We start from the raw sequence: 15,547 nt of genomic DNA, 5'->3' as shown, positions 1-15,547 counted from the left end.
GATCTAGGTCAACGAACGAATCGCTCGTCAATATGAGGCACTCCGGTAGGCACCGCCGTCTCGCCGATAGTGATAGTGGAGGATGTCCGCATGCCCGGAACCACCCGTACTTCCGAAGCCTCCGCAATCGTCGCGCCGCCGAAGGAGAATGCTCTCGTCCAGGTACGCGGCCAGAACTGGGTGGTGTCCGGAGTCGAAGCCGCCCCGGCTGGCGACGTCACCGTGGTGCATCTACAGTCCGTTGCCGATGGCCGCTACGGCGACACCCTCTCCGTGATATGGGAGGTCGAGCCGGGGCGCCGCGTCCTCCCCGCGGGCTCCCTTCCCGACGCCTCCACCGGAACGTTCGACCCGCCGGAGCAGCTCGCGGCCTTCCTCGACGCCGTCCGCTGGTCCGCCGTCGCTTCCGCTGACGTGAAGACGCTCCAGGCCCCCTTCCGGTCAGGGGTGGCCATCGAGCCGTACCAGCTGGAACCGGTCGCTCGCGCCGTCGGCTCCCCCCGCGTCAATCTGCTGCTCGCCGATGATGTCGGTCTCGGCAAGACCGTGGAGGCCGGACTGGTCGCCGAGGAGCTGCGGCTGCGCGGCCGGGCCCATCGCGTCATGGTTGTCTGCCCAGCGGGGCTCACCCTCAAGTGGCGCGACGAGATGGCCGACAAGTTCGGCCTCGACTTCACCGTGGTCGACTCTGCCTGCTGCGCTGAACTGCGCCGCACGCACAGCAGCGCCGCCAACCCGTTCCGAGTGTTCCCCTTGACCATCGTCAGCCTCCCCTGGTTGCGCACGCCCAAGGCGCAGCGGCTTATCGACGAGGTGCTACCCCCGGGAGGGTCGACGGAGCTGCCGGGGCGCCCCGGGCGCCGTACCTTCGATCTGCTGATCCTGGACGAGGCACACCATGTCGCCCCGAGCGCGCCCAAGCAGATCTACGCCGTCGACTCCCAGCAGACCAAGCTGATCCGGCGTCTCGCCCCCCACTTCGAGCACCGGCTCTTCCTCTCCGCCACCCCGCACAACGGCTACCAGGAGTCGTACACCGCCCTGCTGGAACTCATCGACAACCAGCGCTTCTTCCGCGGCGGCGAGCCGGACAAGGCCGCCCTCGACGACACCGTCGTACGACGTCTGAAGACCTCCGTGACCGACGAGGAGGGCAACCCCCGCTTCCACGTCCGCGAGTCGAAGGCGCTGCCTGTCGAGTACCCCGACACCGAGCGCGAGATCCACGCCCTCCTCACCCGCTACGCAGAACTGCGCAAGAAGCGGGTCACCCCCGACCGGCGCGGCGGCCGGAAGGCCGTCGACCTGGTCACCCTGCTGCTGAAGAAGCGGCTGTTCTCCTCTCCCGCCGCCTTCGCGCACACCGTCGGCGTCCACCTCGAATCGGTACGCGCCAAGGCGAAGTCAGGCGGAAAAAAAGAGGTTCCGGCCCCGGTCGAGACCCCGCTGTGGATCACGCAGTACGAGGACTACGCCGCCGAGCTCGACGACGAGGAGCTGGCCGAGGCCGAGCACGACGCGATCACCCGCGCCGCCACGGTCACCCCGGGATCTTCCGAGGAAGAGGCCGAGCTGCTGGAGCGGATGGCCCGCTGGGGCCAGGCCCACCAGGCGTCCCCTGACGCCAAGGCCAAGGAGCTCGTCAAGACCCTCAAGGCCATCTGCCTCACCGGCGGGACCTGGGGGAACGAGCGGGTCGTCGTGTTCACCGAGTACCGCGACACCCAAGACTGGCTGCTGAACCTGCTCCAGCAGGAGGGCCTGGCCCAGGAGGGCCGCGTCCTCACCCTCCACGGCGGGAAGAATGCCGACGAGCGCGAGCAGATCAGGCTCGCCTTCCAGGAACAGCCCACCAGCCCCGAGGGCACGGTACGCATCCTCATCGCCACTGACGCCGCAAGCGAGGGAATCGACCTCCAAGATCATTGTCGACATTTGATCAACTACGACATCCCGTTCAACCCCAACAAGCTCGAACAGCGCATCGGCCGCATCGATCGCTACGGCCAGCGATACAACCCGCAGATCATGCACTTCGTCGGCGCCGCCTGGGACAAAGCCAGGACGGACGTGTACGAGGCCGACCTGGAGTTCCTCGCCCGCATCGCGAGGAAAGTCGCGCAGATGGAGGAGGACCTCGGCGAGGTCAACGCCGTACTCGCCGAGAAGGTACAGCTGCGGATGACGGGCCAGCTCAGCGACTTCGACATCGAGCACGCCCGAGCGAAGAAGATCAAGGGTCGTCCCACGGGCGGCAAGGTGGATGCCGAACAGAACGTCACTGAGCAGGTGCGACGGCTCAGCGCCCAGCTGAAGCAGACGACCGTGGAACTCGGCATCACCCCGGACCGGGTCGCCCGCGTGGTGAACACCGCGCTGAACCTGGCCCGCCAGCAGCCCCTCGTACCGTGCCTCGACGAGAACGCGCCGTCCGAAGACGACTTCCGGCAGGGCCTGTACACCGTGCCGCCGCTTACCGGCTCCTGGGAGCGCGCCACGCGTGGCCTGCCCGACAAGCTGCGCCCCGACGTCCTGCGCCCGGTCACCTTCGATGCGCAGGCAGCCTCGGGACGCCCCGACATCGTGCTGGCTCATCTGAACCATCCGCTCGTCGCCATGTCGACGCGGCTCCTGCGCGCGGCCGTATGGAACGCGGACAACGTCGACCTGCGCCGGATCACGGCCGTCGTCAGCGACGACCCGGCCCTGGAGACCACTTTCGTCGGAGCGTACGCCCGCTTCGTGCTGGTCGGCACGGACGGGCAGCGCCTCCACGAGGAGATCCTGCACGCGGGCGGCTGGCTCGGCGACAACGGCTGGCAGCGACGGCTGCGCGGCGTGGAGGCGGTCGCCTCGATCCTGGACCGTGCGCTCACCGAGGGTCGCCCCGCCAAGGAGCGCCTGCTCCACCGCCTCCAGCAGAGCTGGCCGAAAACGTACGAGGGCCTCACCCAATCCGTCGACGCGCGCGGCAAGGAACGCAAGGCGTCCCTGATGGACCGGCTGGCCGAGCGCCAGGCCGATGAGGAGCAGCGCATCAACGCCACCCTCGACCGTCTCCAGCGCACTCTGCGGAACCGGCTCGGCGAGACCACCTCCGCCACGGCGGCCTCCCCGACGGCCGGGATGGACACGCTCTTCGGCCTGGACGAGCTGAAGGATCCCGACGAACGCCGCCAGCTTGCCGACGACCGCAAACGCTGGCGGGCCCGGCTCGACGGCGTGGAGGACGAACGCGAGCGTGAACTCGCCGCGATCGCCGCCCGCTACCGCGAGCCGCAGGATCATCTCTTCCCTGTCGCCGTCGTCTTCGTCATCCCTGCCAAGGAGGCTTACTGATGACCCCCGCGCCCCGTTCCGGCGGCCGCCGCCCCTCCGCCGCCGCGATCCGTGCGGCCAAGGCGTCCGACGGCAAGCAGCAGCACCTGGACTGGCTGAACCTCGTAGAGGTGTCCGGCCCGTTTCTCACCCTGCCGGTCCTGCTGCGCAGCTGGCCACAGCTGGAAGGTGTGCCCAGCGGGCGCCGCGCCGACATCCGCCTCCACCACGGCATCTGGCAGGACGACCGCAAGGGCGCCGGCCGCCTCGACTGGATCGGCTTCCAGCTGCGCACCCTGCTGGAATGGGACGACGCCCTGCATCTGCGGGAGGGCGCCGGACAGTTCGGCGACGGCGGCGAAAGCCTGGCCGAGGACGACACGCTGCTGGACCGGTTCGTCGTCAGCCCGCCCGGGTCCGACACCACCGTCCGCCCCGACTTCGCGCTCGTCCGCCCCGGAACCGACCCCACCGCCGAACCGGATACTGCTGGCACCGCCCAGCACGTACCGATCCTCGGCCTGGTCCTCCCGCCCGACACCGTGCCGACCCGCCGTATCAGGGACGACTCCTGGGCGGCGAGCGGAGTCGACCGGCTCGCCCACGTCCTGCGCCACCATGGCGTCGAGCTGGGGCTGGTCACCGACGGCCGTTGGTGGTCCCTGGTCTGGGCACCGCCCGGCGGCGTCACGACGAGCGCCACCTTCGACACCATCGCCTGGAACGAGGCGGCCGACCTGGTGGCGGTCCGCGCCTGGGTGTCCCTCCTCCGCCGCGGCCGGTTCTTCGGACGGCCGGCGGACGAACTGCTCCCTGCGCTGCTGCGCGAGAGTCTGGACGGTCAGGAAGACGTCACCGAGGCGCTTGGCATCCAGGTCCGTCAGGCCGTCGAACTCCTGGTGGACTCCATCGGCCGCGCCGAGGCCCGGATGGTCAAACGCGGTGGCAAGGGACTGTCAGGCGTACCGGCGAGCGAGGTCTACCGGGGCGCCGTCGCGGTCATGATGCGCGTCGTCTTCCTCCTCTTCGCCGAGGAACGGGGCCTGCTGCCCGCGGACAACGAGCTGTACGCGGAGGCGTACTCGGCCGGCCGGCTCTACGAAACGCTGGACAAACGCCGCCGCGCGGACGGCGAGGACTCCCTGGACCACACCACCGCCGCCTGGCATCGGCTGATCGCCCTCTTCCATGCCGTCCACGGCGGAGTGGACCACCCGCTGCTCACATTGCCCGCGTACGACGGTTCGATCTTCGACCCGAAGCGCTTTCCCTGGCTGGAGGCGGTGCCGGAGGGCGCAGACGCCACGGACGACGACGCCACGCGGGCCGCAGACGGCCACACCTCCCTCCTCCCGATCGATGACCGCACCGTCCTGCACGTCCTCGACTCGGTGCAGTTCGTCGTCGTCAACAGGGAGCGGCGCCGGCTGACCTTCCGCGCCCTCGACGTCGAGCAAATCGGCTACGTGTACGAGGGCCTCCTCTCGTACGACGGCAAGCGCGCCCAGGACACCGTGCTCGGGCTCATGGGCAAGCCTGGCCTGGAACACGAGGTGAGCCTGACCGAACTGGAGGAATTGGCCGCCCCGTTCGGAGTGGGCGCACGCGCGGTCCTCGGCCAAAAGCCCAACCTCCCGGGCTTGTCGAAGAAGCTGTACGAGCACCTCAAGGACCCCAAGCCGCCGGCAGCGGCGTCGAAGATGGAGAAGCTGCTCGCTCCCGGCGACGACCAGGCGCGGGGCAAGGCCGTCCACCGCCTGCTCGCGGTCACCGAGAACGACCGCGACCTCGCCGAGCGCATCCTTCCCTTCCACGGTCTCCTCCGCGACGACCTGCGCGGCCTGCCGGTGGTGATCCCGGAGGACGGCCTGTACGTCACAGAATCCCGCCTCCGCAAGAACACCGGCACCCACTACACGCCGCGTGTCCTGGCCCAGCAGGTCGCCGTGGGAGCACTGGAGCCACTCGTCTACCGCCCGGGCCCGCTCCAGACGGCGGACGACAAGCAGTGGAAGCTCATCGGCGCAGACGACATCCTGAAGCTCAAGGTCGCCGACATCGCGATGGGGTCGGCCGCCTTCCTGGTCGCCGCCTGTCGCTACCTTGCCGACCGTCTGGTCGACGCCTGGGTCGAGGCGGAGGACGAGGAGGCCCTGGCCTTCCGTGGCAGCCACCGCGACCAGACGGGCGCCATGACGGCGGCGGACGCGGAGAGCGACCCGGTGATGGTCCGCGCCCGGCGCCTGATCATCGAACACTGCCTGTACGGGGTGGACATCAACCCCATGGCAGTGGAGATGGCCAAGCTGTCGCTGTGGCTGATCTCCATGGACCCGGAACGCCCGTTCACGTTTCTGGACGACCGGTTGGTGGCGGGGGACTCGCTGCTTGGGATCGCCAACCTGGAGCAAATCGAGAGCGTGCATCTCGATCCGGCGGCGGGGCGCAAACTCCACCGGGGAACCTTCGAAGAGGGGTGGACCGAGCGGGCGCGCGCTCGTGTCCACGGCGCGGCAGACAACCGGCAGGCCATCGCTGGCATCCACAGCGACTCCATCGCCGACCTCGATGAGAAGCGACGCCTGCTCGCGGCCACCAACGAGCACCTGCAACGCCTGCGGCTGATCGGTGACCTGACGACGGGGGCGGGCCTCGCCTCTGCGGGTGGCGGCGATTCGTTGCAGAGCGCTACCTACATCCAGGCTGCGGAGTTGGCCGGCATGGTCGCCTCTGAATCGGTCCGTGACTCCGACCCCGTGATCCACGATGCTCGGACGCGGGCTCTCAACTGGCTGAGCAAGGACCTCCCCGCGGACGGCTTCGTCCGTCTGCCCGTGCACTGGCCTCTCGTGTTCCCCGAGGTCTTTGAGGCCGAGCAGGGCGGCTTCGACGCGATCATCGGCAACCCTCCTTTCCTCGGAGGCCAGAAACTGACGGGGACTCTGGGTCAGGCATACCGCGAGTACCTCGTGCTTGGGCTGGGGCGTGGGCAGCGGGGTAGCGCGGACCTCGTCGCGTACTTCGAGCTCCGAGCCCACCAGTTGCTGAGCGAGCGCGGTCAGACGGGCCTGATCGCTACCAACACCCTTGCCCAGGGCGACACTCGGGAGGTCGGACTCGACCAACTACTCGACGACGGCATCGAGGTTCGCCGAGCGGTGAAGAGCGCGCGTTGGCCTTCGCGGTCTGCGGCACTGGAGTACTGCGCTGTCTGGACTACCAGGCCGGGGTTGGGCGCTGAGGCCACTCGGGTACTGGACGATGTCGTGGTCCGGGGTATCACTTCGTCGCTTGATCCGCGGTCTCGGGTTTCGGGGCGGCCGTACCGTCTGCTAGCCAACAAGGGCAAGTCGTTCCAGGGAGCCAACGTCCTGGGGAAGGGGTTCGTCCTCACCCCCGAACAGGCCCACGACCTCATCCAACGCGACCCACGCAACAAGGACGTCCTCTTCCCTTACCTCAACGGCGAGGACCTCAACTCCCGCCCAGACTGCTCAGCCAGCCGCTGGGTGATCAACTTCCATGACTGGAGCGAGGAGCGGGCCCGGAGTTACTCGGAAGTTTTTGCCATCGTCGAGAGAGACGTCAAGCCCGAACGACTCAAGAACAACCGCAAGGTGCGACGTGAGAGATGGTGGCAATATGCCGAGCGAGCTCCCAGGCTGTACCAGGCCATCGCAGACATGGACCGTGTTCTGGTGGTAGCGCGGGTGAGCCGAACCGCTGTTGCGACTATGGTTCCCGCAGGTCAGGTACTGAACGAGAAGATCGTGGTGTTCGCGACCGACGATTTCAAATGGCTGGCCTTGCTGAACTCGAACATTCACACCCAATGGGCATGGAAGTATTCAGCGACACTGAAATCTGATTTGCAATACACTCCTTCCGATTGCTTTGAGACATTTCCGATTCCGGAAGAATTCTCCAGCCTGGGGAATCTCGGAGAGGAGCTCAACAAGGGCCGCTCGCTAGCTATGGAGACGCGCCATCTAGGGCTAACCAAGCTTTACAACCTGATTCATGACCCAAACGTGAGGGATGGCGACATCGAAAGCATTCGTCAAATCCATCGGACTATTGATGAAGCGGTCGCTGAAACCTACGGAATCCCTGACGTGAATCTTATTCATGGATTTTACGAAACCCGACAGGGTGTCCGCTACACTATTGCACCGGCATGGTCCGTTGAAGCGCTCGATTTCCTGCTCTCCCTGAATCATGAAATGATGCAGGGAGGAACAAAAGTAGGGAGTAACCGCCAGAAGAAATCTGCACAAAAAGGGGTAGCGCCGGAATCGATTTCGGATGCATTGTTCTGAGTCTTCATTAGAACAAAGTGTCACTCGCGCTCCCCTGGCCTGCATTTTTTGATGCTGTGACCGTTGTGGGGCGCGCGGGAGATTCAGAGCGATGGAATGCGTGATTGAGTTCCAGCACTCTATCCAAAATTTCCGACCGAACGGGAGAAGCGACCGTGAACCGTTCACCTTGCCGTGTCGAGTAGAAGCCGTGTGAGGGATTGAGATCTTGCCAGCCGTACGCTTCCAGTACCGCTTCGTCGATCTCGCGATGCACATGCCTCAACGCGACAATGTCGCTGTCATGGACAGATGCGTCATGGACTAGACTGTACAGTTTTGTCAGGCCCGTCTGTCGCTCCATCATGGTCGCACCACGGAAATTTTCCAATGTCTCGCCCGCACCCTCCATGCGCTCCGTCGCCTGCGGTTGTGGCAACGTTTCATACACATCAGATGGGGTGTACCGAAGATCTCCCTTGAGGCTTGACGCTCGTGCAATCGCCCAGGCGTAGTGGATACCGCTGCTGAGTAGCGCTAGGTGCGCAGTCCGATCAGTTGCAAAGACCACGGTTTGTTCGCTCATGACTTGACCAGTGGGCACGAAGAGCGGCAACCCAGTCTTGCTCACCCGCGCTACCACCAGAACACGGTCAAGCCCCTTGATTGCGCCGACCATGGCAGGTCGCTTTTCTGCATATTGCCACCAATAGTCACGATAGGTCTTGCGGTTGTTCTTGAGTCGTTCGGGCTTGACGTCTCTCTCGACGATGGCAAAAACTTCCGAGTAGCCGATTTTCTCGACATTTCGACCCAATAAGGACGAAAGTTGCGCCATATCAGGCGAGCGGGGAATTTGGAAAGAAGGTGATTCTGGACGGCTCTCGAATAAAATCAGCCAAGCTCTACTCGCCACGTTAGCGGTAGCGCCTCCGGCAGAACAAATCTCTACATGACACTCGACAGGTTCATCGAGGCGCAGCGTGCAGACGGCTATTCGGCCAGCACCATCGGGGCCCGTGTGCGATGCATCAAGGCCATCGCTCGCTTCGCCGGCGTAGCCGTCGAGCTGTTGAAGGTCGATCACGTCATCGCCTACTTCGCAACACGCCCATTGCGTCCGTGGTCGCGTAGAACCTATCTGAACCACCTCCAGGCATTCGGGAAATGGCTCGGGGCTGATCTGATAGCAGGAATACGAAAACCTGCCATTCCGCGATCTACGCCGCATCCGCTACCGGAGGAAGATCTCACCCGGATCATGAGCTACACACAAGGTGTGCCCAAGGTGTGGGTGCTGCTGGGAGCCTTCTGCGGGCTTCGTGCGCACGAAACAGCCAAGCTTGCCCGGGGCGACATCTCTGTCCTCGATGATGGCACAGCAATTCTCCGCGTCACAGGAAAGGGTGGACGCACGGACACTATCCCTGTACCGCCGGTCGTTATGAAGGCACTCGATATGACAGGAAACGGCAGATTCTGGGAAGGTACACGTCCTGAATCAGTCTCCCGTACTGTTGCCGGTATCGCAGCCAAGATCGGCATCCGCATGCGGTACCACCAGCTGAGACACCGATACGGAACGATGGTTTACCGCTCGTCCGGCAGAGATCTGCTCATGACTCAGCGCTTGATGCGCCACGCCTCTCCAGCGACCACAGCCGGGTACGCGGCCATCGGGGACGATCGTGTTCACGTGGTCGTACATGACCTTCCAGGAGCTGACCCTGGCGCATCACGGCCCAAGGGGCGGAAGACAACGAAGCAGTGCCTGTCGTGCCGACAGGAAGCACGAGCCTGAGCGTCCCACCTGGCCGCAATACGAGGAGCCTTTGCAGCCGTCACTGGGGAACGAGAACGCTGTCGCGTGCCTTTGGGGCAAGCAACGCGATCGTCTGCTCCCGCTCACGCCGTACCGCTCAATGCGCTCACGAACCCAACCGCTGATCGCTTGTCCCCTAGTCTGAGTTCCTCAACTCTCAGCGGAGTGTGCTGGGGTGTAGCTGAAAGAGCACGGTCGTCTCTGAGTAGCTCCGGCACTGCGTGCGTAGCGCGTCATACTGGGCTGCCTTCTCTGCCGTGACCCCTCTCTGTCAGTGGACCGCTCTATCGTTGTTCGCGGTTGCCGGTCCGCACCCAGGGAGGGATACGCGCATGCCGTCGTCACCACAGAACGCCCCCGTTCCGGAGCCGGGCGTTCCCCACCCCGTGGACGAGGTCCCGCAGACCTTCCAGTCCCGGACGTCGTACGACGTCCGGGAGGAACTCGGCGGGCTGATCTCGCGGGATCTGCTGGGGCCGTGGGGGGACGAGACCGAGGCGCTGGCGCCGCACAGTGCGGGGCCCCGTGACCGGTACCTCGTCGGGCTTCTAGGGCCCCGGCCCGCGCCGACCGACGCTCCCGTGAAGGTCGCGGCGGGTCAGGCGGAGACCGAGGTCAGCGCTGAGGGGGACGGGCGGGACCCGGAGCTCGCAGAGCGGCTCACCCCGCAGGCCGCCGGACGGCTGTGGGCGTCGTCCATGGGGCTGAGCTTCCTGGTGCCGGCCGATGTGGGCATGCTCAGTGTCATCGCCTCTTGGGGCCGGTACCGGCAGAGCGACAGCAAGACCGACGACGGCAAACCGGTGCGAGCGTGGTCGCGGGAGCCAGTCCGGTACGAGGTGGACATTCCCGTCGACTCGCCGGGCACCGTCCACAAGGTTCTGGAGGGCGTCGACGACAGCGACCCCGACCTTCCCTGCATCCGACTGAGCGTTCACGTACGGGAGCGCCCCGGCACCGTCGACGGCGCGGACAACCTGCGTTTCGTCGACGTATCGCTGATCAATGCGCTGGAGGAGTCCCGCGAACTGCGGGACGGGCAGTGGCTGTTCCAGACGAAGTTGGAAGTCACCTCCTTCGACGGGCAGTCCAGCGTCTTCCTGCCGATCGACGACCCGTTGTCCGACGAGCCCGGCCACATCCTGGAGAACCCCGAGGAACAGCATCTGCGGCTGCTGTACCGGCAGGAGTTGAAACACGCGCACGGGCGGAACGTCGCCGTGCACGCGAGTGTTCTGCCGAAGGGGCGGCGCGCGGTCAGGTTGGAGACGACCTGGCTGCCGGTAAAGGACGTGCCGGCCACGGTCGCGCCGAACACGGCTCGGCAGCCGCTGCTCGCCGGTCTTGAGGTGAGCATGGACAAGCTCGCCGAACTGGCCGTCTGGGAGCGGCGCGACGAGCTGTTGAAGGCCCTGCAGCCGCTGGCCGACGGCTACGACGGCTGGTTGCAACAGCAGGCCGCCAAGGCGGAGTCGCTGTCGGGCGAACTGCGGACCACCGCGCTGCGGGCGGTCGAGGAGGCCCGCGACGCGTGCGGCCGGATCGCCCTCGGCATCGAGCTGCTGCACACCGACCGCGACGCGCTGCGGGCCTTCCGGTTCGCCAACCGGGCCATGGCCATGCAGCGGCGGGCCACGGCGACGGCCGCGCTGCGGGCCGAGGGCGGTGAGAAGCCGCCCACCTACGCTGCGGCCTACGCTGAGGTCGATGCGCGCGGTCCTGTGGCCGCGAGTTGGTACCCCTTCCAGCTGGCGTTCGTGCTGCTCAACCTGTGCTCCCTCACCGCCCCCGCGCACAAGGAGCGCAGGGCGGACAGCACCGCCACGGTTGACCTGCTGTTCTTCCCGACCGGTGGCGGCAAGACGGAGGCGTATCTCGGTCTCACGGCCTACACGTTCGCTATCCGGCGGCTACAGAAGGTCGTCGGGGAGGGCGAGGACGCCCGCGAGGGGCGGGACGGCGTTGCCGTACTGATGCGCTACACGCTGCGGCTGCTGACGGCCCAGCAGTTCCAGCGGGCCTCCGCCCTGGTGTGTGCGACGGAGGTGCTCCGCAGGGAGGACGAGGAGATCTGGGGCCGCAGGCCGTTCCGTATCGGGCTGTGGGTTGGTGCCGGTGTCTCGCCAAACTGGTACGGGGACGCGGCGCAGCAGATCGCCGAGGCCAACGAGTCCGCCTCAGGGCGTCATGCGAACGTCCTCCAGGTGTTGTCCTGCCCATGGTGCGGCGAGGAACTGCGCGCGTGGCGTGACGTGGCACCGGACGACGTACGGCGGCGCGTAATCGTGTACTGCCCGCGTGGGGAGGACGCGGAACCCTGTCCGTTCTCCCGGATGCGGGCGCGGGGTGAGGGGCTGCCGATCCTCACAGTCGACGAGGAGATCTACCGGCTGGTGCCTAGCCTGCTGATCGCGACTGTGGACAAGCTCGCCCAGCTGCCGTGGCGCGGCTATGCGGGCATGTTGTTCGGGCGCGTGAGTGCCTACTGCGATCGGCATGGCTACCGCCACGACGACCTCGACGAGGAGATCGGCTGCGGGTCCCGGCACAACGCCAAGGACCGGCACAAGGCCGTGACCAGCCGACCGATGCCGCGGCGGCTGCGGCCCCCGGATCTCATCATCCAGGACGAGCTGCACCTGATCTCCGGGGCGCTGGGAACCACAGTGGGGCTGTTCGAGTCGGCCGTCGACCAGCTGTGCACCTGGCGGGCGAAGGACTCCCACGGGCAGCTCAGGGACACCGGGCCGAAGATCGTCGCGTCGACAGCCACCACTCGCAATGCCCGTGCGCAGGTGCTTGGCGTGTTCGCCCGGGACCTGGCGATCTTCCCGCCGCAGGTGGTCGACGTCGGCGACACCTTCTTTTCCCAACAGGTCGACGTCACCCGTGACAACCCCGGGAGGCGTTACTACGGCGTCTGCGCGCACGGGGTGCGTATGAAGGCCGCCGAGATCCGTGTCGCAGAGATCCTCCTGCTCGCCGGGCAGCACATGTTCGACCTCTACGGCGCTCCCGCCGATCCGTACATGACGGTGGTCGGGTACTTCAACGCGACCAAGGAACTCGCCGGTATGCGGCGGGTCCTGGACGACGACGTGCCGAGCCGTCTGCGGGCCAACGGACGCCGCCGGGGCATCGCCAACCGTCTGCTGCGCGACACCGACATGCTCAACCTCCAGGAGCTGACCTCCCGTATCTCGTCGGCGGAGATCAGCGCCACCCTCAAGCGGCTGGAGATCGGGTTCAACCCGGAGCACGACACGTCGGTGCGTAAGAAGGCGATTGTCGACGAGCTCAGGGATGCCGGGAGGGCCCGTGAGCCGCGGGTCCTGCCCGCCCCGCTGCACCGCAGGCCGGTCGACCACGTGCTGGCCACGTCGATGCTCCAGGTGGGCGTGGACGTCTCCCGCTTCGGCCTGATGGTCGTCACCGGGCAGCCGAAGAACACCGCCGAATACATTCAGGCGTCCTCCCGTGTCGGACGTCAGGCCGAGCGACCGGGCATCGTGATCACGCTCTACAACTGGGCACGGCCCCGGGATCTTGCCCACTTCGAGGACTTCGAGCACTACCACGCGACGTTCTACCGGCAGGTCGAAGCGCTGTCGGTGACCCCGTTCACGCGGCGGGCGCTCGACCGGGGCACCACCGCCACGTACGTCTCCGCCGTGCGGCAGGCGTGCGACGAGTTCTCCGACAACGTGGACGCGGAGGGGGTGGACCTCGACGACCCTCGGGTGCAGGACGTCGAGCGGCGGCTGCTTGCTCGCGCGGAGGCCGTGGACGGGGACCGGGCGCGCGGCTACCTTGCCGAACGCATAGACGCCCTGCGTGACGCCTGGACGGCCAAGAAGGGTGAGCAGGGCAGGCTCGGCTACCGGGGCCAGACCCGGCAGAAGCAGACGGTGCTGGGCCTGCTGCGCAACGCGGACGGCAGCGGATGGGACGTGCTCACCGTCCCGCAGTCGATGCGCGAGACGGAGAACGAGATCAACATGCTGTTGTCCGCCGACACCGTGCTGTCGGCCCCGGCCGGCAACGCCTGGGAGTTCGGACCACCCGCCGAGAACGGCGACGGCCCAGATACGGCGAGCGGCGACGAACTCGGCGAGGTGCCGGACCCGGACGGGAACGGCGACGACAACGGCACGGCCAGGGGGCGGCGGTCATGAGCAGCGGTGGATACTTCAGGCGGGTGGGGGCGGTACGGCCGAGCCACCTCATGTTCACCGGCGGCGTCGGCGCCCTCGTCGACCTGCCCAACTTCTCCGTCATGGTCAAGGGCCTCGACCATTGGAGTTACGCCGGTGTGCCCGATCCGGTAATCGAGGAGCCCCGGCTCCGCGGGGCCGTCAACCGGGCCCTGCGACGCTACGGCCCGAACCAGGTGGGCGAACTGCGCGCCGCCCCGTGGATCCCCGGCACCGACACAGACCCGAAGGGGAACGCGGCACGGATCGGCGTGCCCGTGACCCCTTTCCCGCAGTGGCTGCGCTGTACGGCGTGCAATGAGCTGGCCTCCCTGGGTTCGGGCAAGTGGGGGTTCGAGAACAACAACGCCCGCCGCCCTGACGAGGCGCGGTTCTACCACGAGACCTGCTACCGGAAGAAGAAGGGCCGCAAGCCCCTCGCCGTGGCCGCCCGCTTCGCGCTCGCCTGCACCAAGGGCCACCTCGACGAGTTCCCGTACACGGAGTTCGTGCACGAGGGCCGCGCCTGCCCCGACACGACGTACCCGACGCTGAGGATGCGCGACAACGGAGGCAACCTCGCGGCCAACGTCTCCCTCGAATGCCTCGTGTGCAAGAAGGCCAAACGCAACATCCGGGACGCGATGGGCGACAAGGGCCGAGAGAACCTGCCCCGCTGCCGTGGCCGGCACCCGCAGTGGGACGGCGTCTACGACACCTGCGACGAGACGCCGTATCTGCTGGTCGTGGGCGCGTCCAACCAGTGGTTCCCCGTGACGCTCAGCGCACTGGCACTGCCCGACACCGGGACCGACTCGCTGCGCAAGCTCGTCGAGGAACGCTGGCCGGATCTGGAGGACTTCGAGGACGAGGCGGAGATCGCCATGTTCGCCAAGAAGTCGAAGCACCACCGCTACCTTCGCGACTACGAGCCGGCACAGGTCTGGCAGGCCATCTCCGCCTACCGCGCGGCCCTGTCGGGTGATGCGGGCGACACCGAGCAGCCGCCGGGCCCTCCGGACCTGCTGACCCCCGAGTGGCAGGTGCTGTCCGCGGCGAAGACCGCCGATCCGACCGAGGACTTCGCGCTCGTGGACGCCTCGCTCAGTGGGCCGCTGTCCACCGTCTTCTCCCAGGTGCGGCAGGTGGAGCGGCTACGCGAGGTGCGGGCCCTCATCGGCTTCACTCGGCTGGACGCCCCCGATCCCGAGGACCCCGGCCTGGTCACCCGCGTCGACCTGGGGCGGCGCGAACGTGACTGGGTGCCAGCCAGCGAGGTGCGTGGCGAGGGGCTGTTTCTGCGGGTGGACGATCACCTGATCGAGCAGTGGGAGCAGCGGGTCGCGTCGAGCGACGCCCTCGCCGCACACGCCGCGGCATTCGGTCGGTTCCGTGAGCACCGCAGGTCGGAACGGATCCAGGACGCCTCCGACCTGATGCAAGGCTGGCCGGGCAGTCGTTACATCGCCCTTCACACGCTCTCCCATCTGCTCATCCGCACCATCGCGATGGAGTGCGGCTACAACTCGGCGAGTCTGGCCGAGCGGATCTACAGCGGCGACGCCGAGGAACGGCGGACCGGAATCCTCATCTACACGGCCGTCCCGGACTCGGAGGGCACGCTCGGCGGGCTGGTCTCCCTCGCCGATCAGGACCCGAGCACCGGTGAGAACCGGCTGGCCAGGATCGTGCGGACGGCGCTGTACAAGGCGGGGCGGTGCTCCTCGGACCCGCTGTGCGGCGAGCGTCTTCCCAAGGCGCCGGAGGACTTCCTGCACGGTGCCGCCTGCCACTCCTGCCTGTTCGTGTCCGAGACGACGTGCGAGCGCGGCAACCGGTTCCTGGACCGGCGGTTCATCACCCACCTGGCAGGCGACCCGAAAACGCTGGCCCTCATCCCGGACTTCGGGTGAGCG

General features: G+C 66.9%; 6 protein-coding genes. 5 read left to right on the top strand and 1 reads right to left on the bottom strand.

Going from position 1 to position 15,547, the window contains the following annotated elements:
* Window positions 1–90: 90 nt before the first annotated feature.
* Both drmD and ACU6P3_RS15380 read left to right on the top strand, forming a co-directional pair.
* On the top strand, window positions 91–3,339 hold the full coding sequence (gene drmD / locus ACU6P3_RS15385; RefSeq protein WP_447197602.1) for a DISARM system SNF2-like helicase DrmD: 3,249 nt from the start codon (window positions 91–93) through the stop codon (window positions 3,337–3,339).
* On the top strand, window positions 3,339–7,637 hold the full coding sequence (locus ACU6P3_RS15380) for an Eco57I restriction-modification methylase domain-containing protein (RefSeq protein ID WP_447197601.1): 4,299 nt from the start codon (window positions 3,339–3,341) through the stop codon (window positions 7,635–7,637). The genes drmD and ACU6P3_RS15380 overlap by 1 nt, the downstream gene beginning before the upstream one ends.
* 7 nt (window positions 7,638–7,644) lie before the next feature.
* Here ACU6P3_RS15380 and ACU6P3_RS15375 read toward each other — a convergent pair whose 3' ends face one another.
* Complete coding sequence (locus tag ACU6P3_RS15375; RefSeq protein ID WP_447197600.1) at window positions 7,645–8,703, bottom strand: type IIL restriction-modification enzyme MmeI; 1,059 nt, start codon at window positions 8,701–8,703, stop codon at window positions 7,645–7,647.
* Here ACU6P3_RS15375 and ACU6P3_RS15370 point away from each other — a divergent pair.
* The 3 genes from ACU6P3_RS15370 (at window position 8,638) to drmB (ending at window position 15,544) form a co-directional block, all read left to right on the top strand.
* A complete protein-coding gene (locus ACU6P3_RS15370) occupies window positions 8,638–9,417 on the top strand; it encodes a site-specific integrase (RefSeq protein ID WP_447197599.1) in 780 nt (259 codons plus the stop codon). The two genes, ACU6P3_RS15375 and ACU6P3_RS15370, sit on opposite strands and share 66 nt — an antisense overlap.
* 353 nt (window positions 9,418–9,770) lie before the next feature.
* Entirely contained in the window at window positions 9,771–13,613 is a 3,843-nt protein-coding gene (gene drmA, locus ACU6P3_RS15365; protein ID WP_447197598.1) for a DISARM system helicase DrmA, read from the top strand.
* On the top strand, window positions 13,610–15,544 hold the full coding sequence (gene drmB / locus ACU6P3_RS15360) for a DrmB family protein (RefSeq protein ID WP_447197597.1): 1,935 nt from the start codon (window positions 13,610–13,612) through the stop codon (window positions 15,542–15,544). The genes drmA and drmB overlap by 4 nt, the downstream gene beginning before the upstream one ends.
* Window positions 15,545–15,547 lie beyond the last annotated feature (3 nt).

The organism is Streptomyces hebeiensis (genome assembly GCF_052983195.1).
Note: the sequence above shows the minus strand (reverse complement) of the source record. Positions and strands in the feature narration are given on the sequence as shown.

What these genes read in the sequence shown, in the direction of transcription:
- drmD (WP_447197602.1), top strand. Translation starts at nt 91, where the DNA reads ATGCCCGGAACCACCCGTACTTCCGAAGCCTCCGCAATCGTCGCGCCG.
- ACU6P3_RS15380 (WP_447197601.1), top strand. Translation starts at nt 3,339, where the DNA reads ATGACCCCCGCGCCCCGTTCCGGCGGCCGCCGCCCCTCCGCCGCCGCG.
- drmA (WP_447197598.1), top strand. Translation starts at nt 9,771, where the DNA reads ATGCCGTCGTCACCACAGAACGCCCCCGTTCCGGAGCCGGGCGTTCCC.
- drmB (WP_447197597.1), top strand. Translation starts at nt 13,610, where the DNA reads ATGAGCAGCGGTGGATACTTCAGGCGGGTGGGGGCGGTACGGCCGAGC.